Origin of the sequence: Shewanella sp. 1CM18E (assembly GCF_023161665.1) — a bacterium.
In the GTDB taxonomy this organism is placed as follows: domain Bacteria; phylum Pseudomonadota; class Gammaproteobacteria; order Enterobacterales; family Shewanellaceae; genus Shewanella.
Genome location: NZ_JALNTW010000013.1, coordinates 62,766 through 83,858, shown reverse-complemented (window position 1 = coordinate 83,858; position 21,093 = coordinate 62,766). Strand labels below are relative to the sequence as shown.

The following is a 21,093-nucleotide window of genomic DNA, read 5'->3' as shown; positions in this document are numbered from 1 at the left end:
GCCGTGTGTCATTTTCTGCACGCCCTGATTCTGGTCAACCCAATGTCGTATTTTAAGGATGTATCCATGAATCAGTCTTTACTTGCCCCTTTTGGCAATCCAATTGAACGTGTTAACGCTGCACTAACCGCACTACGCCAAGGTAAAGGTGTGTTAGTGGTTGATGATGAAGATCGTGAAAACGAAGGCGATCTTATCTATGCCGCAGAAACGCTAACCAATGAGCAGATGGCACTGCTTATCCGCGAATGTAGCGGTATTGTTTGCCTATGTCTTACCGATGAACGTATTGAGCAATTACAACTGCCGCCTATGGTAAGCGATAACAATAGCCAATACGGCACCGCCTTTACTGTGAGTATTGAAGCTAAACAAGGGGTAACAACCGGCGTTTCAGCTGCTGATCGTGTCACCACAATCAAAGCGGCAATTGCTGATAATGCCAAACCTGATGACTTAGCTCGTCCGGGCCATGTTTATCCACTGCGCGCACGCCCAGGCGGAGTATTAGAGCGTCGTGGTCATACCGAAGGCACAGTAGATTTAATGAAGCTTGCAGGTCTAAAGCCTTTTGGCGTGTTATGTGAGGTCACTATGCCTGATGGCACTATGGCTCGCTTACCTGAAATCATTGATTTTGGCCGCCAGCACGATATGCCTGTTTTAACGATTGAAGATATTGTCGCTTACCGTAATAGCCAGTAACCAACAATATACAAAGCAGCCATTAATCTTATGGTTGCTTTGCACTCCCGCAGCCTTTATATACCCCTTTCTCAACAACTGTCTAAACATCAACTTTATCAGCCAATCAAAAGTATTTATTAGTCAAACACTTGGAATATAGTTTAAAATTCGTGACCTAGATTAGACTTTGGTGAACTAGGTGAGACACATCAGCTACAACTTGGTTAACATCTAACACCAGATTTATACTCTGCCCATACATAGTTACACAACAAAAACAATGTCCTGCGGAGGGCCGCCTACACATGCCGCTCGTATTAAGCCAATTGAGCTTAAGAAACAAACTGTTTTTATCTGCATTTATACCCATGGTTATTTTGGTATTACTGGCAGTTATGAGTGCCGCAGTATTGTTTAAGCAATATCAGAATGCGACCGCCAACGTGCTCACCACTCGGGTGACATTAGGTATTGAAAACCTGATTTATGAGTTGCAAAACGAACACGGTTTATCGACAGGCTACATCAGCAGCAACGGTCGTTTGTTCAAAAGCGCATTACAACAGCAATGGCTCACCACCGACCAAAATATTCAAGGCTTAATATCCAGCCCATCGTTACTTAAAACGATAAATAACACCAAAAGTAATCTTGAACTCTTTAACGCCTTACAAACCCAAATAAGTCACAGCAATACAGCACAAAAAAACTTAGTTATAGAAAGACAAAACATTCTTGAGCTGAATGCACCACACGCTAATGACTTTTACTCGGCTACTACCCAGCATTTAATTAATTTTGTGTCTAAATTACGTTTTAATAGCGATAACTCAGATCAAGTCCTATTGCTTTCAGACCTAATAAACATGCTAAGAATTCAAAATTTGGCAGGGCAAGAACGCAGCTTTATCAACCAGCTATTAGCATCACCGATTCTAGATCATCTCGCTTTTCAGCAATATATAGAAACCACTGAACAACTAGAAAATAGGATTAATAACTCGCTTATGGTGATGAGCCCAAATAGCCATAGCAACCTGACATCGTTCCTCAACAGCCAACAATACTTGTTAATCGTCAATTATCGTGAACAATTGCAGCGCCAATTTAACCTGGTTATACAGATCCAAGAAATTGAAGATCTCATTGGCCATGATGGGATTAACGACAACTTTAATCATTATGTCGCGACACTAAATCCGAAGTTTCTGGCACTATTTAGACAAAAGGATATTGCGCTAAAACAAGCGCTGCACAAACTTGCTAACGAACATGAGTTAACGCTAGAGCAGCAAACCATAGTCACCAAACTACAGCTGTTGGCCGAAGACTATCAAGTGTACGCGAATCAAATTGAAGAGTCGCAATCAGCAATCCCCGCAATCACACTCAAACTAATGGCCCAAGATGTAGATTTTCATAATAGTTTGCATCAACTGCAACAACAGCCTCCCGTCATTAATAGCTTAGATTGGTGGCAGGCCGCAGATGTGGGAATGAGTAAACTACATCAGCTTAATATCCAGCTAACAGAAAAAATCATTCGCCAAAATGAGATAGAAAAGCAGCAGATCTTGTCTTATTTTTATATCAGCTTTATCGCTAGCTTACTGTTTTTCTATTTGATTTACTTATTAGGTAAAAGCATTACTCAAAACCTCATGAGCTCAGTGACCGGAATTGTTGATGATGTTGAAAAACTTGCTCAAGACCCAGGGCTAGAGCTCGACTTAGCAGTAAAGGGTAATGATGAATTTGCGCAAATCTCCATTGCCATTAACCAAATGGTTTCTGAAAGGATGAAGTCAAAGCAAGCATTGCACCGAGCATCTGCGGTATTTGAACACTCATCTGAGGGCATTATGGTTACTGATGCAGATAATAATATCGAACTCGTTAACCCAGCTTTCACTAAAATTACTGGCTATAGCCTTAGCGATGTAAAAGGTAAAAATCCGCGCATCTTAAACTCAGCCCATCATCCATCTGAATTTTATCAAAAACTATGGCAATCGTTAGCTAAGCACAATGAGTGGGAAGGCGAAATTTGGAACAAACGAAAAGATGGGCAGATTTACCCCGAATACCTCAAAATTACTGCCGTTAAGAATAGTCAAAATGAGATAACTCAACATATTGGACTCTTTCTTGATACCAGTAATTATAAACAATATGAGCAAGATCTTTGGTACAAAAGCAACTATGACGCATTAACTAAACTGCCAAATCGACATCTGTTCTCATCGCGCCTACAGCAAGCAATTGACAATGCAAAGCAGAGCAACGCTCAGGTCGCAATTTTCTTTATCGACCTAGACAGATTCAAATATATTAATGAGTTACATGGTCATGCTGCTGGTAATAAAGTGCTCAAGCTGACCGCAGCCAGACTGGAAACGATTTTAGGTCCAAACGATTCAATTGCGCGTTTTGGTGGCGATGAATTTGTGGTGATTGCTCCCCAAGCTCCAAATGGTGATGGTGCTGAGTCATTAGCGCAAAAGCTGAGTGAAGCCTTATCTAGACCATATGTTTTAGCGGGTAAAGAAACCAATATCTCATCAAGTTTTGGTGTCGCCTTTTATCCTGAAGATGGCCAAGATCTTGAAATGCTACTGCACAACTCTGAAACCGCGATGTATCAAGCGAAACGTAATGGTCGTGCACACTATCAATACTACGCCCCAGAGATGAACGTAGAAATGTTAGCCCGTATGCACTTAGAGCAAAGATTGCGTAAAGCGGTAAAACAAGGGGAGTTTCACTTAGAGTATCAACCTATTGTGGATATGCGCAGCGGAGTTATTACCAGCGTTGAAGCATTGATTCGTTGGCAAGATCCAGAATACGGCTTGATATCACCTGAATCCTTTATTCCTATCGCAGAGGAAACCGGCTTAATTGAGCCTTTAGGTGAATGGATATTACACCAGGCTCTTGCAGATCTTGCCGATATACATGCCCAAGGTATTGCGCTTTGCATGGCGATAAATGTGTCTGCCCGACAATGTATGAATTCCAAAGGGATCTGCTTCAGTGAAGTATTAAAACAGGCGTTAGCCACCCATGGCATTGAAGCTAAAGATGTACATATAGAAATCACCGAAAGTTTACTAATAGAAGATAAACCGCTGCGATTAGAATGTTTAGATGCCATCAAACAGTTAGGAGTCGACATCTATCTCGATGACTTTGGTACAGGCTATTCAGCATTAAGCTATTTAACCCAATGTCCAATTTCAGTGATTAAAATCGATAAAAGCTTTATTGATAATATTGCCAATAATCCGTCAGACGTGAAGCTGATCCGTGCGATTCTAATGATGGCAAAAAATCTTGAGCTTCCTTTGGTTGCAGAGGGAGTTGAAACCCTTGAACAATGGAACTTTTTACAAGCGCTAAACTGCGATTATGCTCAGGGCTATTTAATCTCTCGGCCAGTTGCAAAACAGCAGTTACTCGCTTTTTTACAACAGACCAAACCATTGCAGTATCTTAGTAATCAAAGCGAGCTAAAAGCGGTTACACCGTGATACTCAACAAGCGAGTGGATAGAGTAGAAAACAAAAAAGAGCAGCCAATGCTGCTCTTTCGTTAAGCGAAATTAACGCTTAAACTGCAGCGCTAGTCATTACACTTGCAGACTCTTCAACAGCCATTTGAGCTAAGTCTTTATCAACAAAGAATAACGCCTTGCCGTCTTCGCCAACTAAACGAATTTTATCAACGATAGACTTAAACAGCTTTTCTTCTTCATGCTGTTCAGACACATACCACTGCAAGAAGTTAAACGTAGAGTAATCTTGATTAGTAAACGCTGCATGGGCAAGTTCGTTGATCTTCTTAGTGATCAATTGCTCATGCTCGTAGGTGTATTCAAACAGCGCAAGTAAAGATGGGAAATCAGCCTGTGGCGCTTCAATCGTGCCAAGTAATGGCATGCCACCGGTTTCACTCACATAAGTGAATAAGCGATGCATATGGCCCATCTCTTCATCAGCGTGAGCACGCATAAATTTTGCTGCCCCTTCAAAACCTTTATCTTCGCACCACGCACTCATTTGCAAATAAAGATTTGAGGAGAAGAACTCCATATTGATCTGGTCATTTAACTGGTCAATCATCTTCTGGGCTAACATATCAATTCCTTAGGGCTTTCTGTTTATGGCTCCTATTGTTATCAAGCTAGCTGTTAATTGCAATAAAATTTACTTAAGTGATTGTTAATTAAATAATAATAGTTTTCATTTACACGCATTTCGGTTACCTTAATCTCGATTATATTTAACAAAAAACCGAGTTAAATCAGAGTTAAGCCTTTAAATTGGGCTCAAAGTGATAACCACTGAACTTTCATCGTAAATACGAACTCTATTACAACAGTGTTTAAAAACTGCCGCGCAGATCATAGCCATCTGTATTCACCGTGGCATAATGCACTATATTCGTTTTTACTTAACGTTCCGATTTACGTCTCAAGGATAGATAGATGCAGACTCATGCAGATCCATGTTCTCAAACTAGCCTAATGCATCCCGATCAGGCTATCGTTAAATTATTAGAACAAGTTAAGCCAATCACAGACTCAGAAGTCGTGACACTACCTCAAGCACTAGGTCGTGTACTCGCCGAAGATCTAGCTTCACACATCGATCTTCCACCTTTTGATAACTCTGCAATGGACGGTTACGCGTTTCGTTTTGCAGATTTAGCCGCTGGCCAACCACTTAAGCTTATTGGTCAATCTTTTGCTGGCCATCCTTTTACAGGTAAATGTCTGCCAGGTGCGTGTATTCGCATTATGACTGGCGCACCAGTACCAAGCGGTTACGATACCGTACAAATGCAAGAAAAAGTCACCGCTGATGGCGAGCAAATTACCATTGAAGCGCCAAAAGAGATCGGTGCCAATGTACGTTGTCGCGGCGAAGAACTTAGTAGTGGCACCAAAGTACTGAGTGCTGGTACGTTAATCGGCGCAGCCGAAATGGGTGTATTAGCCACAATTGGTGCTAGCCAGTTACGCGTTAAACGCATCGTTAAAGTCGCATTTTTCTCTACTGGTGATGAACTACGTCCAGTAGGCAGCGAACTTGGCCCTGGCCAAATCTATGACTCTAATCGTTATAGTATTCAAGGCATGCTAAGTCGCGGCAATATCGAATGGATTGATTTAGGCGTTGTTGAAGACAACAAAGAAGCGATTCGCCAAGCATTCCAAACCGCTGCAGATTGTGCCGATATGGTTATCACCTCTGGCGGTGTATCTGTTGGCGATGCCGATTACACTAAGCAGATCCTTGATGAAGAAGGCCAAATCACTTTCTGGAAGCTTGCAATCAAGCCCGGAAAACCTTTTGCATTTGGCCATTTAGGCGATGCCGTTTTCTGTGGCCTGCCTGGCAACCCAGTGTCATCAATGGTGACTTTCTATAAGTTAGTTTGGCCACTATTGACCAAAATGCAGGGCTTACCACAAAGTAAACCAGTGACTTTGCAAGCCACACTCAAAGGCGAGATCCGCAAGCAAGCGGGTCGTGTTGAGTATCAACGTGCTATTTTAAGCTATAACGCCAACGGTGAGGCAGAAGTCGTAATTACTGGCGGCCAAGGCTCAGGTATGTTGACCTCAATGACAATGGCTAACTGCTTTATTATTCTGGCACAAGACTGTGATGGCCTAAGTGATGGCACTCAAGTTACTGTCGAGCCTTTTAACGGCGTGCTTAGCTAAGCCGCCATAGTGTAAACATATGAGATCAATTTGATGTCTACCGAACAGCATGCAACAGACGAGATCCTGTCTGACGCAGAAATATTGCGTTATAGCCGCCAAATCTCGATTAAATCGATGGATTTTGAAGGCCAAGAAAAACTTAAACTCGCCAAAATATTAATTATTGGTGCTGGCGGCTTAGGTTGTGCAGCAAGTCAGTATTTGGCAGTTGCAGGTGCTGGCTCAATGACCTTAGTGGATTTTGATACTGTTGAAATATCAAACCTACAACGACAAGTACTGCACCAAGACGCTAACGTCGGCCAAGCTAAGGTAGATTCAGCCAAGCAGAGTTTAACAGCGCTTAACCCTCATATTCATATTGAGACCATTAACGCGGTTTTAGACGATCATGAAATCGACGCCTTAGTTGAGCAGCACAGCATCATTATGGATTGCACCGATAACGTTGCAGTGCGTGAACAGTTAAATCAAAGCTGTTTTAAGCACAAAAAACCGCTGATTTCAGCTGCCGCTATTCGCATGGAAGGCATGGTTACCGTATTTGACTACCAAGCAGATTCACCTTGTTATCACTGCTTCAGCAAATTATTTGGCGAGCAACAATTAAGCTGTGTTGAGTCAGGTATTTTAGCACCTGTAGTCGGTATGATTGGCTGCCTACAAGCAGTTGAAGCGATTAAAGTGATTGCGCAAATGGGCAAAAGCTTAGCTGGTCGCATCTTGATGATTGATGCCATGACTATGGAGTTTCGTGAAATGAAGCTACCTAAAATGCCACAATGCAAGATCTGTGGTTAAGCAATCATCCTCAATTTAAGCCACTTGCTCTACAAATATTGAGTACTACAGCAAACACAACCTATGGCGGTGTTTGCTGTTTGGTTGCTTCACTTACATCCTTTAGCTTATCTTCCTGACCCCAATACCAAGCAAACTCTTCGAGTGTCATTCCCGATTTATTCGTCAGCTTAGCATCACACTCATGCTGGTACAGTTGTTTTACAATGGCAAACTCCGCTTTTATCACCGCCCCCATAATTGCGGTATTTCCCCGCTTGTCTTGTAGGCATGCATTAGCCCCATGCTCAAGCAAGACTTTGGTAGCCTGTAGTTGTCCGTGGTAAGCCGCTACCATTAATGCGGTATAGCTTTGACTATTACGCTGATCAACGGGAAAGCCTGATTCGATAAACTGATTTAATACTTCAACATTACCTGTTCGCGCAGCGGCAAAGAAATAGTCCATTAGCAACTGCCCATAACTCACCACTTCCTTATCTGTAAGCTCATGTTTATTATCTGTTTGTACAAGTTCATCAGCAATATCGACATAAGCCTGTGCATTCTGGCTGCAGAAAAAAACCACAGCAAAAATCAGCCAGAACCCAATTAAACTTTGCTTCAATGATAGGACATCCTGCATAACGTTGACCTCCATCGCTTATATCAACGTCCAATAATTAACCATGCAATCGATTCCCACTGATTACATCTGTATTTATTGGTATTTTGGTTGCCCGCAAGACGCACTCTGAGCTGGGCAGAAAAGAGCTACACGCGCCTCACGGGACTTACTTAGAAATAGTTACCGCCCAATTGGTATCAATATAAAAAGCAGCTAAGTATTGGCGCGCCTTTTAACCTCGCTCAAGTCGCCAGCTACAGCTTGGGTCAGACGCTTACCAAAATCCTTATCGGCTAAATAGAAATAGCTCAGCATTTGATGTTTAACATTGGAGTCTCGAACCTTGCCTAAATCTGCTGATAAATTAGTAATCAGGTCACGTTTATCTTGTTTACTCAAACTGCGGTACAACTTACCTGCTTGAGTAAAGTTATCCTGCTTGGCGATCACCGCTTGCTGCACATGACCCGATAACGGGCTCTGCACCGCGCGATAACGATTATCTTCAGCTAAAGTGAGTTGCGAGCTGGGTTGATAGTTAACATCCGAGTTCGTATGGCCAAAGTTCGCCGCCCCTTCTTGGTTATGATTAACTACAGCCACTTTTGGTTGATTAATAGGTAGCTGAGATAAATTGGCTCCTAAGCGATAAAGCTGAGTATCGGCATAAGAAAAAATGCGTCCCTGTAATAACTTATCCTCTGATGGTTCAATACCTGGAATTAAGTTTGAAGGTGCAAAAGCGGCCTGTTCTGTTTCTTGAAAGAAATTGCTTGGAACACGATTTAACGTCATGGTCCCCACTTTGGTTTCTGGCACATCAAGCCACATTTTTGTTGCATCTAGCGGGTTATAATCAAATTTATCCAAGTCTTCTGGACGCAACACTTTTACCATCAGATCCCATTTGGGAAAATTGCCGTTATTTATCTCGCTATAAAGATCATCGGTAAGGTGGTTAAAATTCTGTCCTTGTACTTTTATCACTTCGTCAGGCCGTAATCCCTCAACTCCTTGCTGACTTTTCCAGTGAAACTTAACGTATTTAACCTGATGCTCATCGTTAATGAACTTATATGCATGCACACCCCAACCATCCATTTTTCTATAACTTGCTGGAGTGCCTAAATTGGTATAAACCCAAGTCAACATATTGGTTGCTGTTGCTTCATGACTAAAGAAATCAAAAAAGCGATTCGGATCTTGAAGATTTGTAATTGGAGATGGTTTAAGAGAATGCACCATATCAGGGAATTTGATCGCATCTCGAATAAAGAACACAGGTAGGTTATTACCAACGAGATCCCAATTCCCCTGTTCGGAATAGAAACGTGTAGCGAAGCCACGAGGATCACGTAGTGTTTCAGGAGATCCTTTTGAGTGAATAACGGTTGAGAACCGCACAAATACCGGAGTGACTTTGCCCTCTTCGGCAAAGGGAGCTGCCTGAGTTAATTGACTCCAGTCACCACTAGCAATGAACTCTCCATGAACACCAGTGCCTCTAGCGTGAACAACGCGCTCTGGGATCCGCTCTCGAGCAAATCTTTGTAGCTTTTGTATTAACTGCACATCTTGCAACAATACACTGCCATTGCTACCCGCTGTAATTGAATTTTGATTGTCTCCAACAGGCGCACCGTTATCACGAGTTAAAGTTTCGGCCTGAGCATTGACCATAATCAACGACAAAGATAATGCGAAACTTGCCTTTTTTACTATTTCCATGAGTATTCCATTAATTAACAAAGTGCGCTCTTTCTGCCTGAAAACAGTCTGAGTGATATTGCTAATTAAAAGAAGCGACCTTTATCGATTGGATATATCGCAAAAACCTATCAACTTGATATAAATAATCAGAATCAAGTAAAAAAGCAGATAAATAATCCGAAATAGTCATCAGTAAATCGATGGCAAAGAAACAAATAAACTCCAAGTTTTCATATCTCAGGCTAACCGGTGCTATTAGTTACTTGTGATAAAGTTAAAGCTTCCGTAGATTAATCTTGAGATGGATAACCCTTTTTAAACTGAATTACGTTATTAACGCTATAAGCATTAATAAATACAGTTAAAGACAGCAATGGAGTCGCCAATGAGCCAGATTAATTGTTCAATACAGCATAAAATCACCGCATTAATAGCGGGAGCCTTGCTCCTGTCTGCTTGTAATCCAGCAGCAGACAAAGCACCACCAGCAACTCAACTGGCAAATCCAGCCTCAACCTATTGCGTATCATTAGGCGGCAAAGTCGAAATTGAAAAACAGACTGACGGTGAAGTTGGCTACTGCGTACTGCCGAATGGTGAGCGTATTGAGGAATGGAGCTTATACCGTAAAGACCATCCGCAAAAATCTGCTAGTAGCAATACCGATGAACTAATTAAGCCTCAAGTTGGCAAACCTAACCCGGCAACAGAAAACTGCATTGCCCAAGGGGGAAAAGTCGATTTAGCCACAGCAATTTGCACGCTAACGACAGGGGAGCAAATTGACCAGTGGGCGCTATATCGTCGAGATAATAAGCTTACTGATTAACACAATACATGACTACAGAGCCGCAATTAATCTAGCGCTGTAGTCATTTGTTTTGCAGCTCAGCCACTAAAACCAGTGCCAACTTTCTACTTTGTCTTAAGCTAAATATGCTTACTTTAAATGGACTAACTCTCTGAGCTGGCTGTAGCCATCAACAAACCTCTTTCAACCCAAATAGCAATGTCCACGCCCCTTACCACGAGTTGAATAGGTGTTTCGCCATTATCGATATTTGGCAATTTACCGTATCTAGCTGAGTCATACTGCACTTGGTATAAAGTGACTAACTGATTGTTATCATTAAATCTAATCTGCGCAGCTGTCAGCCCTAGTATCGAGCAATAACGCCCACCAAGCATCTGACTTGTCGAATTTATTTGCTGCGAATTAACCAGAGTAAAATCGAGCTCAGTAAAGTAATTTCTCAGTAAGGATAATTGAGCAGCTTGGATCTCCAAAGGTTTCATTTTGATATGATTTGTAGCCACTTCCTCTGCTATTTTGTTGGCCATATTATTAGTTACGCCATTACCACTTATTTGAGACTCAGCATTCACAAAGCTGTGCTGCCAATTAAGTCCCAAGGAGGTGTTAAGTACAATGGCTAATAATGCACACCCAGTAAGCGCCAACATAACAGCAACTAACGACTTAACTCTTTTACCATGACCAACAAGTACAGTTTTATCTGCTGCCGTTGAAGATAGTTCTGAAGCAAGCGCTGTATTTGCATCTGGATTTACCCCATACAGCTCTGATTTAGCCGTTGCATGCTCTTTACTAAGAGCCTCTAACACAGGCTGTTTATTTTCAAAAAGCGCGCTAATTTTAGAAAACCCCTCACTAGTTAAGTTTTTGCTTTCGATATGTTCTTTCACTAGGGATTTAAAACCCGTTGTTTGATTGCTCACGGTCATTACCCCCTTATGTGTTGCCTAGCACGATCTGATGCCATTAACTGCGCAGCCTTAAGTTTGACCCTGTGTAAGCGCGACAAAATTGTGCCTCTCGGTTGCTCTAAATCAATAGCGATTTCAGCTGCGCTATAACCTTCAATCGCCCATAAGTAGAGCACCTCTCTTTCTGCCGCATTAAGTTGCTCGAACAGATACTCAACCAGATTATGTTGGATCTCTATCTCCTCTAAGCAAGACTCGCCTAACAGTGCGGGGGCATTTTCTTCTAAAGGTTCAAAATCGACTAAATTATTGCGCCGGCAGTTATCAATAAATTGATTGCGAATAATTTTACGTATGTATGCACCAATATATTCTGGCGTAGCGGAGCTGGTTAACCATCGTTCAATTGCTGATTGCAATAGGTCTTCAGCTTGAGAGGTATTAGCGGTCAAACAGTAGCAATATCGGTACAAACTTTGTAGTAACGCCTTATCCATCTTCAGTCACATCATCTAACGGCTGCAAGCTAAAACCACATAGCCATTGTCGCTCGATTAGCTCTGTTAGCAGATTAAGGTCGACCTCTGATGCAGTTAATTGTGCCAAAGTCTGCTGCGAGGCAATGGCTTGCAATAATTGCATTTGTTTAGGCTCAACACTGCAAACCTTACTGTGATATTGCTGCCGATATATAACTAAATGCCGGAGTTTATCTTGCTGCTTTTTGTCTGCCACTCGGTTTGAATTTGATGAAGCTGAATCTTGCTCGACCTGACCATGATTAAGCCTATGAGGCTGGTATTTTTTCCAAACTTTGTCGACAGGAAACTCACAACTCATCAAGCTCACCGCAGGAGATAAAAGTAATATTGCTTGCTGCTGCGCTGCGTCAGGTAAGCTTGCTAACTGGGCAAACTCATTATGATTTACCATAAAGCTGTCACAATCCATAGCGTAATAGCTTTGGTTTATCAGCCACTCCATTTGCGCTAACTCCCCCAGATAAGCCAAATCTTTAAAGGCATTATGATCAACTATTTCTCGCGCTAACCAAGCAGGGAAGTTTTGTCCGTAACGATTGAGGTTCAACTCATGCAGCGGATATCGCAAAATATAACGCTTAACTAACTGACTAAAACAGAGCTCCCCCACGACTATGTGACAAACAGGAAAGGCTTGTTGCAGTGCATTTAGCTGGGCCTGAAAGGCATTGTTTTGGTAAATATGAAATCTACCCTTTTGCTCATTAGCGACTAAATCGAGCAATGATGCGTCATTTTGTTGTTGCGCTAATGCATTCACAAATGCTGATTGCCACTGTGCTAAGCGCATTGTTCTGCACCTTGCAGATTATCTTGCTCATTAACCTTAGTCTGTAAAATATCTGCAGCTAATTGGCGCTCTTGCAAAAGCCTAGGCAAGCTTGGTAAGTCACTATCCCATTCAATCATGCTGGGGATCGCACCGTGTTTTTCAATAAAAGTGCTAAATGCCGACCACACTTGAGGATCAACCGGATGGTTGTGAGCATCCAGCAAGTATTCTCCCTTATCTTCAAAGCCAGCTAAATGGATCTGTTTAACCCTCTCTACCGGTATTGCATCAATAAATGCCTGCATCGACTGACCTAAGTTGACACTCGTGACAAAAGCATTATTAATATCCAGCAATAAGTAACAATCAGCCTCTTTGGCAACCGCGGCAATAAACTCACCTTCACTCAGCTCGTTATGGCGGCAACTCATGTAGGTAGAGACATTCTCCAGCAAGATCCGCTCACCTAAAAAGTCTTGAGTTTGTTTAATTCTCTGACTGATGTGCATCACCGCCTCTTGGGTATAAGGCAAAGGTAAAAGGTCTGCGACTTTAAAGTCGGCATCACCAGAAAAGCTAGCGTGCTCTGAATACCAGTGAGCGCCAGTTTGCTGTTTAAGGTTTTTAATTTGAGTTAAATAGTCAAAATCGAGGGCGTTGGGGCCACCAAGTGATAAACCAACAGAATGCAGCACCACAGGGCAGCGTTCACTAATAGCTTGAAGCAGATACTTATTGAGTCCACCAGCAGCCATCCAGTTATCAGCCAAGATCTCAAGCCAAGGGATAACTAAAGTTTCGTCAGCGAGGAGCTGCTGAGCATGAGGAATGCGCAGACCTATGCCCGCGCCAGATATGACGGATACCGGCATTAGCCTTTAGCCGGTTTAACCGCTTTAACTTCACCACCAGTAATTTTGTCACAAGTGCCTGCTGGTACATACACCCACTCTGTTGGCATATTGTCTTCTTTAGCTTGGCCTGCACAACCATGGCTACCGTCTAATGCGCCGCAATCATTAGCGCCTGCTTTGGCGATACCGGCACATTTCTCCCACTCTTTGGGCTGTTCTGGCACAGCTTGAGCAGCCATGGAAATACTTGCAGCGAGGATGCCTGCTACTGTGGCACCAACTGCCGTTTTAGTTGATTTCATGTTGTAGATCCCTTTTGATGGATAAGATGTTCAATAGCTGTAACGAGTGAACTGAGCTATTGATTGCATATCGGTCAAAAGTAATTTTAGTCCAACATAGAATTATCGGGGGCAAGTACCACTTTCACAGCGCTGTTTACCTGTGAGTAAATAAGAAATACGGTAGCGATGTTTAGCAAAAAATCGGTAGCCTAGGTCTGCAGCAGGCTTAACAAGTGGACAGCGCAATAAGGCTACCCAACGGGCTTTGCCTACTGCAGCCCATGCTTCATAAGTGACATCTAGCCCTTTAATTAACGTGCCATCTGCCAGCTCACCATGCAAAATTTTGTTGGCGTAGGCAAAATCAATATAAGGGAATTTTTCCTCAAACCCCTCTTGATTCAAGTCTTGGAGCTCTACATTGCCATCAACATCAAGCGCTTTTATTTGCTGCATTTCAGCAGCGCACAGCGGACACAATGAATCATAGAATATTCGTAATTTCATCTTAATCCTCCTGTTGCCAGGTGCAACAACATCATTAGGTGGGTTAACAAAGCAACAAATGTTAGGCGCACACGCATTTGTCTGTAACTGGTGTTATTCGGTAAGTTCTGACAACTTTTTTCAACGCCCAGCAAACTAAAGTAGCCAAATGCAAGTGCAATCAAACCAACTGCCGGCATAGATATAAGCAATGAAACCCAAGCCAGTAAGGCGTACAGGTTACTCAAGATAAGCAGGTTGGCCACGTTATCAACAGAATAGAGAGACAGCACCCTGCCCCACAATGTGCCCGCTAGAAAACTCAAAATAATTGCGCTGTAACTAATAAATGCTTGAACAGGTTCAAGCCAGGGTAATGACCACCCCGTCCAGATCATCAGTGTGGTGATGATAAATGGCAGTAACCCTGCGTATCCAAGCCATGTCCATATTTGTTGAGTACTTTTCATTGCCGTCCGCTCAGTAAAAACTGTGACTATATTTACGGCAATAACAGCAATTTGGATCTTTAAAACTGGCAATAATATTCACTCAGATGATCTAAATTACTGAATTTCGCGTACTCTGGCCTATAGTTAAATGAAAAGGACTGCCTATGCCAACTAGTAACGCGATTATCAAAATAACCAATTTACGCCTACGAACTTATATTGGCTTCAACCAAGAAGAACGTGAAAAAATGCAAGACGTGGTGATAAACATTGAGATCCATTACCCAGCGCAACATGCAATCAGCGAAGACAACGTTGAAGAAGCGCTTAACTATAAGAGGATCACCAAAGCGGTGATCAAACACGTTGAAGCAGGACGCTTCTTGTTACTAGAAAAATTAGTGTCAGACGTACTCGATATTAGCCGCGACCATAGTTGGGTGCAGTTTGCTCGAGTCACAATTGACAAGCCTCACGCATTACGATTTGCAGATTCAGTATCGCTAACGCTGGAATATCAGCGTGACTAGCATTACGCAACTTACTAAAGCGATTTACCGCCTCGTTAGGAGTTGATTATGGACTTATCACCCGCAGAACAAGTTAAAAACGCTCTTATTGCTCAAGGGCTGGAAACGCCACTTGTGGATTCGGATATGAGCGCCGAACAAAAATATACTCGCATTAAAGGTCTTATGACTGAAGTCGTATCAACACTGGGGCTCGATCTCAGCGATGACAGTCTATGCGAAACACCGCACCGCATAGCAAAAATGTACGTTAACGAAATTTTTGCCGGCCTAGACTATGCAAACTTTCCCAAAATAGCCCAAATTGACAATAAAATGGGCGTGGATGAAATGGTAAAGATTAGCGATATCAGTGTAGTGAGCACCTGTGAGCACCACTTCATTACCATCGATGGTCTGGCAAAGGTGGCGTATATACCTAAGCAAACCATTATTGGCCTATCGAAAATTAATCGTTTAGTGCGCTTCTTTGCCCAACGTCCTCAAGTACAAGAGCGCTTAACCAAACAGGTATTGGTTGCCCTACAAACCTTACTTGGTACCGAAGACGTTGCCGTGAGCATAGATGCGACCCATTACTGCGTTAAATCACGAGGGGTTATGGATACTCAGTCGCAAACTCAAACAACGGCGCTAGGGGGGGCATTTAAGGCAAACTCAGCGACCCGAATAGAGTTTCTCCGATAACAACGAGTACCAATAGGATGACAATGAGCAAAACGATTCTTATCACAGGAGTGGGTAAGCGTGTGGGGTTTTATCTCGCGCAGCACTTAAGCCAAGAAGGCTATCAAGTCGTAGGGACTTATCGCACTCCTAGACCTGAGCTGCAACAACTAGAAGCCCTTGGTGTACAACTGTTGCAATGCGACTTTTACGATATTCAGCAAACTAAACGGCTCATCGCAGAGCTGGTCGAAAGCTATTCAAGTTTAAGAGGTATTATTCACAATGCCTCTGACTGGCTACCTGACAACGATAGCGCTTGCGCAATTTCGACTATAGAAAAAATGATGCGCATCCATGCCAGTACTCCTTATGCTCTCAACCTTGCGTTAGCACCACTGTTACAAAGCAATCCACTGCAGTTTGGCGATATCATCCATATTACAGATTATGTGGTCGACAAAGGCAGTAAAAAGCATGCCGCCTACGCCGCCAGCAAAGCTGCACTCCAAAACCTAACACTTTCGTTTGCAGCCAAATACGCCCCAAAAATCAAGGTTAATAGCATCGCCCCAGCAATGTTGATGTTTAATCCAGATGACGATGATAACTACAAAGCAAAGGCGCTAAATAAAGCACTTATCAAGCAAGAAGGCGGTGAAGTAGAAGCATTACGAGCAGTAAAATACTTGCTCGACAGTGGCTACACCACAGGGCAAACCCTAAAAATTGATGGCGGTAGGCATTTAGTTTAACCACTTTAACAGTTAAAGAAGCCGCCTTTTGAAGAAGGTAGCTTAGAACGGAAAGCAAAAAGGCACGCATAGCGTGCCTTTTCTGTAGTGATATACAGGCTAAAGAATAAAACCAATATAACCCTGCAAAACAATCAAATTAACGATATCAATAAAGAAAGCACCTACAATTGGCACAACCATAAAGGCTTGCGGTGACGGGCCGTTACGCGAAACTAACGCTCCCATGTTCATCACGGCAGTAGGGGTTGCTCCCATACCAAAACCACAATGGCCACCGGCCATAACCGCGGCGTCATAGTTCGACCCCATCACTCTAAACGTCACAAAGTACGCAAAACAGCCAAGCACTACAGTTTGCACCATCAATATGATGAGCAATGGGATGGCTAAATCAAAGATTTCCCACAACTTTAAGCTCATTAGCGCCATAGCTAAAAATAGCGACAAAGCCACAGTGCCTAAGATATCCACACACTCGTTATTCATCTTGTAGCCGCGAGTCATCTCGGTGAGGTTGGTTATCACCACTCCCAAAAATAATGCGTAAACAAAGTCAGGCATCTTTAGCCAGCTAATATCAAAACTCGCCACTAAATGACCCACCCAACGTGCACCGGCAACACACAGCATGATAATAAACAAAGTCTCTAAAACGCTTTTAGCGGTAACATTGTCTTCTTCTAACTGATCATAGGTCACTAAATCTGGGTGGTCTTTATGGTGGTTACCACCAATGCCATATGAAGACTCCAGCTTATGCTTATCAATCAATCGCTGTGCCACAGGGCCACCGATTATGCCGCCCATGACCAAACCAAAAGTAGCCGCAGCCATAGCGAACTCAAGAGTGTTCATATTGTAGTGATCGGCAAATGTCTGCGACCAAGCAGCACCAGTACCGTGCCCACCAGAAAGTGTAATTGAGCCAGCAACAAGCCCCATTAAGGGTTCAAGCCCTAACGCTGTGGCTAAGCTAACGCCAACGGCGTTCTGCAAAATGATGTAAATTGACGCAATACCGAGAAAAATAAATACCTTTTTTCCGCCTCGAGCCAGTAATTTGTAGCTGGCAGCTAGGCCTACGGTACTGAAAAACATCAGCATAAGCGTATTTTGCATCGGCAGTGAAAACGCTAAAGTAATATTCTGAAAATGAAGCACAGTGATAACTGCTGCGACGACCAGACCACCAATAATCGGCTCTGGGATATTGTACTTTTTGAAAAAAGGAACGTGACGATTGACTGTGTGGCCTATAAACAATACCAAGATGGCGACCAAAAACGATTCTAGTTCTCCGATTGAATATACAGTATTCATGAAACTCCTATCCGTTAGGTTTTGCAGTAAACAACCTACAAAACCAAAATTAGCCGGCTATTCTGGCATATTCATTAGGGTAAATAATATTAGCCGTAGCGGAATTATGGCATCTGGATCATGAAAAGTGGCTTTTTGCGCAATAAAGAAGCTATTCGCCGTCTATTTGTGCAGAGTTTTCTGCTTCTAAAGCCTCCAACCGCGCTCTTTCTGCCTTAGAAATGTACTTAGGCTTGTTGCTATTTTGCAGTTTAGCATTGGCTTTTTTAAGCTTGCTCATGTGTTTTAAAGTGATTTTTTTGGTGCGGTTCATGCTATTTAAGAATCGATAATTAACTAAATTCAATTATAAACTAAAACCTGTTCCAGTATGAAAAAACCATCCATAAGTAAAGCTGCAAAATGACTTTACCAACCAAAAAGAGTAATATGTAAGGATTAATTCGTTACCTAAAATGACTTTTTATGAAAAGACTTATCGTAGATCTAGACGGCACACTGACGATGGCTGATACCAATAATTATGCTGAAGTCACCCCACGCCAAGACGTCATTGATAGGCTCAAAGAATATCAATCTAAAGGTTTTGAAATTGTCATATCGACAGCACGTAATATGCGTACTTTTGAAGGGAATGTAGGCAAAATCAATATCCATACCTTACCGATTATCACAGCTTGGCTAGATAAACATAATGTTCCCTATGATGAAATCTTAGTAGGTAAGCCTTGGTGCGGCCACGAAGGTTTTTATATCGACGATAGAGCAATTCGTCCATCAGAGTTTGCCAAGTTAACTCAAGAAGAAATTGAGCAGCTTATCGAAGTAGATAAAATATGTATTTAATTACCTCTGCGGCTTTAGTCGCCACAGAACTGCAGTCAGAATTTGGCCCACTACCGCCTTGCTTTTTGCCGGTGGGCAATAAACGCTTATTCCATCATCAGTTAGCCTTAATTCCTCAAGGTGAGCGGGTTGTATTAACCTTGCCAGAAGGGTTCTCCCCTAGCCCATACGATCTTGATGCCCTCAATAATAGCCATGTTGAGCTGCTATATTTGCCACCCCATCTCAGCTTAGGGCAATCCATTGTTTATGCTTTAAACCTACTGGAATTTGAAAGTAACGAACCTTTATTTATCTTACATGGTGATACACTGTTTGATCAGTTGTCTTCAGAAGTAGATCAGCTTGGGCTAAGCCAAGTTGAAGATAATTATGATTGGGCAGAATACAATCCCAATACAGCCAAACTGAGTAGCTTCTCGCGCGAGCAACCACCAAGCAGCGAGTTAATCTCAAATGGCTTTTTTAGTTTTTCTGCACCAAAAGCGCTAGTACGCCATATCATTAAACAAAACTGGGACTTTATTCAGGGCCTCAATGCTTACATCCAAGATAAAGGCATGGCACCGCATATTTACCAAAATTGGTACGACTTTGGACATAGTCACACCTACTACCAATCAAAATCGCGCATGACAACCCAACGTGCATTTAATGAAATGTGCATTGCTGGGCAAGTTGTCACCAAAACCAGTTACAAAAAAAGTAAGCTATCTGCAGAGGCTAACTGGTATCAAACCATTCCTGGCTCGCTGCGCTGCTATACCCCACAACTATTATCGACAATAGATGCTGAAAGCAGTTTTAGTTACAGCATTGAATATTTACACCTAACCGCATTGAATGAGCTTTACGTATTCAGTCATTTACCTGCTTTTTCATGGCGTAAAATCTTAAAAAGCTGCTGCCAGTTTCTTAAACATGCAAGTGAATTTACCGACAAAGATAAATCAAGCTTAGACGCGCTTTTTGCTACTAAGACCATGCAACGTTTAGCTGACTACTCAACGGATGCAGCAGTGGATATTCATCAGCCTTTAACCGTTAATGGTAAATTGCAGCCTAGCTTGCTGCAGCTTGCTAAACTCAGCCTTGATTTTTTACCCGCTGATACGCAAAAAATGAATATTCTTCACGGGGACTTTTGCTTCAGCAATATTCTGTACGACTTTAGAACATGCAATATTAAAGTCATCGATCCAAGGGGAATTGATGCACAGGATAACGTTACCACCTATGGCAATACTGCCTATGATATTGCCAAGCTCGCACACTCTGTTATTGGCCTCTATGACTCTATCATAGCGGGGTACTTTGACTGCAGCCTAGATAAACAGACATTAAACTTTGCTATTGCATCAGACGCTAGGCAACAGCAAATCATTGCGGACTTTATCAAGCTTATCCATGAAGAGTTTTCAATAACCGAAAATCAACTCTACGCGATGCAAATCCAACTATTTTTATCAATGTTGCCACTTCATAGTGACAGGCCTGAACGCCAACTCGGCTTTATCGGCAATGCTTACCGCTTATTTGATAAGATAAAATTAAACACAGGAAGTCTCTAATGATAGTGATCCCAATGGCGGGTTTAAGTTCGCGTTTTTTTAAAGCTGGTTATACAGAGCCTAAATACATGCTTCCTGCACTCGGCATCCCCTTATTCGATCATGCCGTTTTAAGCTTCAAGACTTACTTTGAAACCACTAAATTTATTTTTATAGTGCGTAGTGACTACAACACTCCGCAATTTGTCGAGTCTCGCTGCCAAATATTAGGCATTCAAGACTATCAAATTGTTACGTTAGAAGCAGATACTCGAGGCCAAGCAGAAACGGTTTACCTTGGTATTAAAGATTGTGATGACGCTGTTCCAATTACGATATTTAACATTGATACATTCCGACCTAACTTTGCTCTGCCCAATGTTGCAGACGAAGGTGACGGCTATCTTGAAGTGTTTAAGGGAGAAGGCAGTAATTGGTCCTACGCTAAGCCTAAATCAGCCAACAGCAATCAAGTAATAGCAACCGCTGAAAAAAATCCAATATCAGATCTCTGCAGTACAGGGCTTTATCACTTTGCTCAAGCAGGAGACTTTAAGCGAGTTTTTCAATTAGAAGCAGCAAAACCTATTTCTGAATGGCAAAAACAAGAGCTATATATCGCGCCGTTGTATAACTATTTAATTGAAGAAGGTAAGGATATTCGCTACCACTTAATAGCGCGTGATGAAGTGGTATTTTGTGGAGTGCCTCAAGAGTATTTAGACTTCATAAAATAAACACTAAAGCAGCCAATAAAACAAAG

23 protein-coding genes are annotated in these 21,093 nt (G+C 42.3%); 11 read left to right on the top strand and 12 right to left on the bottom strand.

Translation table 11 applies throughout. The features are described from left to right. Nucleotides 1–66: 66 nt before the first annotated feature. Both ribB and MSG37_RS15955 read left to right on the top strand, forming a co-directional pair. Nucleotides 67–705 (top strand): 3,4-dihydroxy-2-butanone-4-phosphate synthase, encoded by a 639-nt coding sequence (ribB, locus tag MSG37_RS15960; RefSeq protein WP_248471646.1) that lies wholly within the window; start codon nt 67–69, stop codon nt 703–705. 287 nt (nt 706–992) lie between these two features. Beyond that, nucleotides 993–4,220, top strand: a complete 3,228-nt coding sequence (locus tag MSG37_RS15955) for an EAL domain-containing protein (RefSeq protein ID WP_248471645.1) — start codon at nt 993–995, stop codon at nt 4,218–4,220. Nucleotides 4,221–4,298: 78 nt separating this feature from the next. Here MSG37_RS15955 and ftnA read toward each other — a convergent pair whose 3' ends face one another. Continuing rightward, a complete protein-coding gene (ftnA, locus tag MSG37_RS15950) occupies nt 4,299–4,826 on the bottom strand; it encodes a non-heme ferritin (RefSeq protein WP_248471644.1) in 528 nt (175 codons plus the stop codon). 350 nt (nt 4,827–5,176) lie between these two features. On the opposite strand from ftnA, the gene glp reads away from it, so the two are divergent. Next, on the top strand, nt 5,177–6,421 hold the full coding sequence (gene glp, locus MSG37_RS15945; RefSeq protein WP_248471643.1) for a gephyrin-like molybdotransferase Glp: 1,245 nt from the start codon (nt 5,177–5,179) through the stop codon (nt 6,419–6,421). A 33-nt stretch (nt 6,422–6,454) separates the two neighbouring features. Beyond that, a complete protein-coding gene (gene moeB, locus MSG37_RS15940) occupies nt 6,455–7,225 on the top strand; it encodes a molybdopterin-synthase adenylyltransferase MoeB (RefSeq protein ID WP_248471642.1) in 771 nt (256 codons plus the stop codon). A 61-nt stretch (nt 7,226–7,286) separates the two neighbouring features. Here the strand turns inward: moeB and MSG37_RS15935 are convergent, their stop codons facing one another. After that, nucleotides 7,287–7,850, bottom strand: a complete 564-nt coding sequence (locus MSG37_RS15935) for an ankyrin repeat domain-containing protein (RefSeq protein WP_248471641.1) — start codon at nt 7,848–7,850, stop codon at nt 7,287–7,289. Between the two features lie 195 nt (nt 7,851–8,045). Continuing rightward, nucleotides 8,046–9,512, bottom strand: coding sequence for a catalase (locus MSG37_RS15930; RefSeq protein ID WP_248471682.1), 1,467 nt, complete (start codon nt 9,510–9,512; stop codon nt 8,046–8,048). Nucleotides 9,513–9,927: 415 nt separating this feature from the next. Here MSG37_RS15930 and MSG37_RS15925 point away from each other — a divergent pair, with 415 nt between their 5' ends. After that, nucleotides 9,928–10,371, top strand: a complete 444-nt coding sequence (locus tag MSG37_RS15925; protein WP_248471640.1) for a DUF333 domain-containing protein — start codon at nt 9,928–9,930, stop codon at nt 10,369–10,371. 125 nt (nt 10,372–10,496) lie between these two features. Here the strand turns inward: MSG37_RS15925 and MSG37_RS15920 are convergent, their stop codons facing one another. The 7 genes from MSG37_RS15920 to MSG37_RS15890 form a co-directional block, all read right to left on the bottom strand. Next, nucleotides 10,497–11,282, bottom strand: a complete 786-nt coding sequence (locus tag MSG37_RS15920) for a hypothetical protein (protein WP_248471639.1) — start codon at nt 11,280–11,282, stop codon at nt 10,497–10,499. A 5-nt stretch (nt 11,283–11,287) separates the two neighbouring features. After that, a complete protein-coding gene (locus MSG37_RS15915) occupies nt 11,288–11,767 on the bottom strand; it encodes an RNA polymerase sigma factor (protein WP_248471638.1) in 480 nt (159 codons plus the stop codon). Further along, nucleotides 11,760–12,602, bottom strand: a complete 843-nt coding sequence (locus tag MSG37_RS15910) for a DNA-binding domain-containing protein (RefSeq protein WP_248471637.1) — start codon at nt 12,600–12,602, stop codon at nt 11,760–11,762. Before MSG37_RS15910 ends, MSG37_RS15915 begins: the two co-directional genes overlap by 8 nt. Further along, complete coding sequence (locus MSG37_RS15905; protein ID WP_248471636.1) at nt 12,593–13,456, bottom strand: DUF692 domain-containing protein; 864 nt, start codon at nt 13,454–13,456, stop codon at nt 12,593–12,595. Before MSG37_RS15905 ends, MSG37_RS15910 begins: the two co-directional genes overlap by 10 nt. Continuing rightward, the gene (locus tag MSG37_RS15900) at nt 13,456–13,740 is read right to left on the bottom strand and encodes a DUF2282 domain-containing protein (RefSeq protein WP_248471635.1); all 285 of its coding nucleotides are present in this window, start codon (nt 13,738–13,740) and stop codon (nt 13,456–13,458) included. Before MSG37_RS15900 ends, MSG37_RS15905 begins: the two co-directional genes overlap by 1 nt. Before the next feature lie 102 nt (nt 13,741–13,842). After that, nucleotides 13,843–14,229, bottom strand: a complete 387-nt coding sequence (locus MSG37_RS15895) for a DUF393 domain-containing protein (RefSeq protein WP_248471634.1) — start codon at nt 14,227–14,229, stop codon at nt 13,843–13,845. Further along, nucleotides 14,226–14,678: a DUF3429 domain-containing protein gene (locus tag MSG37_RS15890; protein WP_248471633.1), complete on the bottom strand. Its 453-nt coding sequence runs from the start codon at nt 14,676–14,678 to the stop codon at nt 14,226–14,228. The genes MSG37_RS15895 and MSG37_RS15890 overlap by 4 nt, the downstream gene beginning before the upstream one ends. A 146-nt stretch (nt 14,679–14,824) precedes the next feature. Between MSG37_RS15890 and folX the strand changes: the two genes are divergently transcribed. Genes folX through folM form a run of 3 tightly spaced genes read left to right on the top strand, consistent with a single transcriptional unit; the run spans nt 14,825 to nt 16,611 of the window. After that, on the top strand, nt 14,825–15,190 hold the full coding sequence (gene folX, locus MSG37_RS15885) for a dihydroneopterin triphosphate 2'-epimerase (protein WP_248471632.1): 366 nt from the start codon (nt 14,825–14,827) through the stop codon (nt 15,188–15,190). A gap of 48 nt (nt 15,191–15,238) precedes the next feature. After that, complete coding sequence (folE, locus tag MSG37_RS15880) at nt 15,239–15,877, top strand: GTP cyclohydrolase I FolE (RefSeq protein ID WP_248471631.1); 639 nt, start codon at nt 15,239–15,241, stop codon at nt 15,875–15,877. Nucleotides 15,878–15,900: 23 nt separating this feature from the next. Then, on the top strand, nt 15,901–16,611 hold the full coding sequence (gene folM, locus MSG37_RS15875) for a dihydromonapterin reductase (RefSeq protein WP_248471630.1): 711 nt from the start codon (nt 15,901–15,903) through the stop codon (nt 16,609–16,611). 99 nt (nt 16,612–16,710) lie between these two features. On the opposite strand, the gene gltS is transcribed toward folM, so the two are convergent. After that, nucleotides 16,711–17,934 (bottom strand): sodium/glutamate symporter, encoded by a 1,224-nt coding sequence (gltS, locus tag MSG37_RS15870; protein WP_248471629.1) that lies wholly within the window; start codon nt 17,932–17,934, stop codon nt 16,711–16,713. Between the two features lie 151 nt (nt 17,935–18,085). Continuing rightward, nucleotides 18,086–18,247 carry a DUF2986 domain-containing protein gene (locus MSG37_RS15865; RefSeq protein WP_248471628.1) on the bottom strand — a complete coding sequence of 54 codons (162 nt, stop codon included), beginning with the start codon at nt 18,245–18,247 and terminating at the stop codon, nt 18,086–18,088. A gap of 152 nt (nt 18,248–18,399) precedes the next feature. On the opposite strand from MSG37_RS15865, the gene MSG37_RS15860 reads away from it, so the two are divergent. Genes MSG37_RS15860 through MSG37_RS15850 form a run of 3 tightly spaced genes read left to right on the top strand, consistent with a single transcriptional unit; the run spans nt 18,400 to nt 21,067 of the window. Continuing rightward, nucleotides 18,400–18,780 carry an HAD-IIIC family phosphatase gene (locus MSG37_RS15860; RefSeq protein WP_248471627.1) on the top strand — a complete coding sequence of 127 codons (381 nt, stop codon included), beginning with the start codon at nt 18,400–18,402 and terminating at the stop codon, nt 18,778–18,780. Then, nucleotides 18,771–20,351, top strand: a complete 1,581-nt coding sequence (locus MSG37_RS15855; RefSeq protein WP_248471626.1) for a capsular biosynthesis protein — start codon at nt 18,771–18,773, stop codon at nt 20,349–20,351. Before MSG37_RS15860 ends, MSG37_RS15855 begins: the two co-directional genes overlap by 10 nt. After that, complete coding sequence (locus tag MSG37_RS15850) at nt 20,351–21,067, top strand: glycosyltransferase family 2 protein (RefSeq protein ID WP_248471625.1); 717 nt, start codon at nt 20,351–20,353, stop codon at nt 21,065–21,067. The genes MSG37_RS15855 and MSG37_RS15850 overlap by 1 nt, the downstream gene beginning before the upstream one ends. Nucleotides 21,068–21,093: the final 26 nt, after the last annotated feature.

What these genes read in the sequence shown, in the direction of transcription:
- MSG37_RS15955 (WP_248471645.1), top strand. Translation starts at nt 993, where the DNA reads ATGCCGCTCGTATTAAGCCAATTGAGCTTAAGAAACAAACTGTTTTTA.
- MSG37_RS15905 (WP_248471636.1), bottom strand. Translation starts at nt 13,456, where the DNA reads ATGCCGGTATCCGTCATATCTGGCGCGGGCATAGGTCTGCGCATTCCT.
- MSG37_RS15915 (WP_248471638.1), bottom strand. Translation starts at nt 11,767, where the DNA reads ATGGATAAGGCGTTACTACAAAGTTTGTACCGATATTGCTACTGTTTG.
- moeB (WP_248471642.1), top strand. Translation starts at nt 6,455, where the DNA reads ATGTCTACCGAACAGCATGCAACAGACGAGATCCTGTCTGACGCAGAA.
- MSG37_RS15925 (WP_248471640.1), top strand. Translation starts at nt 9,928, where the DNA reads ATGAGCCAGATTAATTGTTCAATACAGCATAAAATCACCGCATTAATA.
- MSG37_RS15935 (WP_248471641.1), bottom strand. Translation starts at nt 7,850, where the DNA reads ATGCAGGATGTCCTATCATTGAAGCAAAGTTTAATTGGGTTCTGGCTG.
- ribB (WP_248471646.1), top strand. Translation starts at nt 67, where the DNA reads ATGAATCAGTCTTTACTTGCCCCTTTTGGCAATCCAATTGAACGTGTT.
- MSG37_RS15865 (WP_248471628.1), bottom strand. Translation starts at nt 18,247, where the DNA reads ATGAACCGCACCAAAAAAATCACTTTAAAACACATGAGCAAGCTTAAA.
- folM (WP_248471630.1), top strand. Translation starts at nt 15,901, where the DNA reads ATGAGCAAAACGATTCTTATCACAGGAGTGGGTAAGCGTGTGGGGTTT.
- glp (WP_248471643.1), top strand. Translation starts at nt 5,177, where the DNA reads ATGCAGACTCATGCAGATCCATGTTCTCAAACTAGCCTAATGCATCCC.
- folE (WP_248471631.1), top strand. Translation starts at nt 15,239, where the DNA reads ATGGACTTATCACCCGCAGAACAAGTTAAAAACGCTCTTATTGCTCAA.
- MSG37_RS15850 (WP_248471625.1), top strand. Translation starts at nt 20,351, where the DNA reads ATGATAGTGATCCCAATGGCGGGTTTAAGTTCGCGTTTTTTTAAAGCT.
- MSG37_RS15890 (WP_248471633.1), bottom strand. Translation starts at nt 14,678, where the DNA reads ATGAAAAGTACTCAACAAATATGGACATGGCTTGGATACGCAGGGTTA.
- MSG37_RS15910 (WP_248471637.1), bottom strand. Translation starts at nt 12,602, where the DNA reads ATGCGCTTAGCACAGTGGCAATCAGCATTTGTGAATGCATTAGCGCAA.
- folX (WP_248471632.1), top strand. Translation starts at nt 14,825, where the DNA reads ATGCCAACTAGTAACGCGATTATCAAAATAACCAATTTACGCCTACGA.
- MSG37_RS15895 (WP_248471634.1), bottom strand. Translation starts at nt 14,229, where the DNA reads ATGAAATTACGAATATTCTATGATTCATTGTGTCCGCTGTGCGCTGCT.
- ftnA (WP_248471644.1), bottom strand. Translation starts at nt 4,826, where the DNA reads ATGTTAGCCCAGAAGATGATTGACCAGTTAAATGACCAGATCAATATG.
- gltS (WP_248471629.1), bottom strand. Translation starts at nt 17,934, where the DNA reads ATGAATACTGTATATTCAATCGGAGAACTAGAATCGTTTTTGGTCGCC.
- MSG37_RS15855 (WP_248471626.1), top strand. Translation starts at nt 18,771, where the DNA reads ATGTATTTAATTACCTCTGCGGCTTTAGTCGCCACAGAACTGCAGTCA.
- MSG37_RS15930 (WP_248471682.1), bottom strand. Translation starts at nt 9,512, where the DNA reads ATGGTCAATGCTCAGGCCGAAACTTTAACTCGTGATAACGGTGCGCCT.
- MSG37_RS15900 (WP_248471635.1), bottom strand. Translation starts at nt 13,740, where the DNA reads ATGAAATCAACTAAAACGGCAGTTGGTGCCACAGTAGCAGGCATCCTC.
- MSG37_RS15860 (WP_248471627.1), top strand. Translation starts at nt 18,400, where the DNA reads ATGAAAAGACTTATCGTAGATCTAGACGGCACACTGACGATGGCTGAT.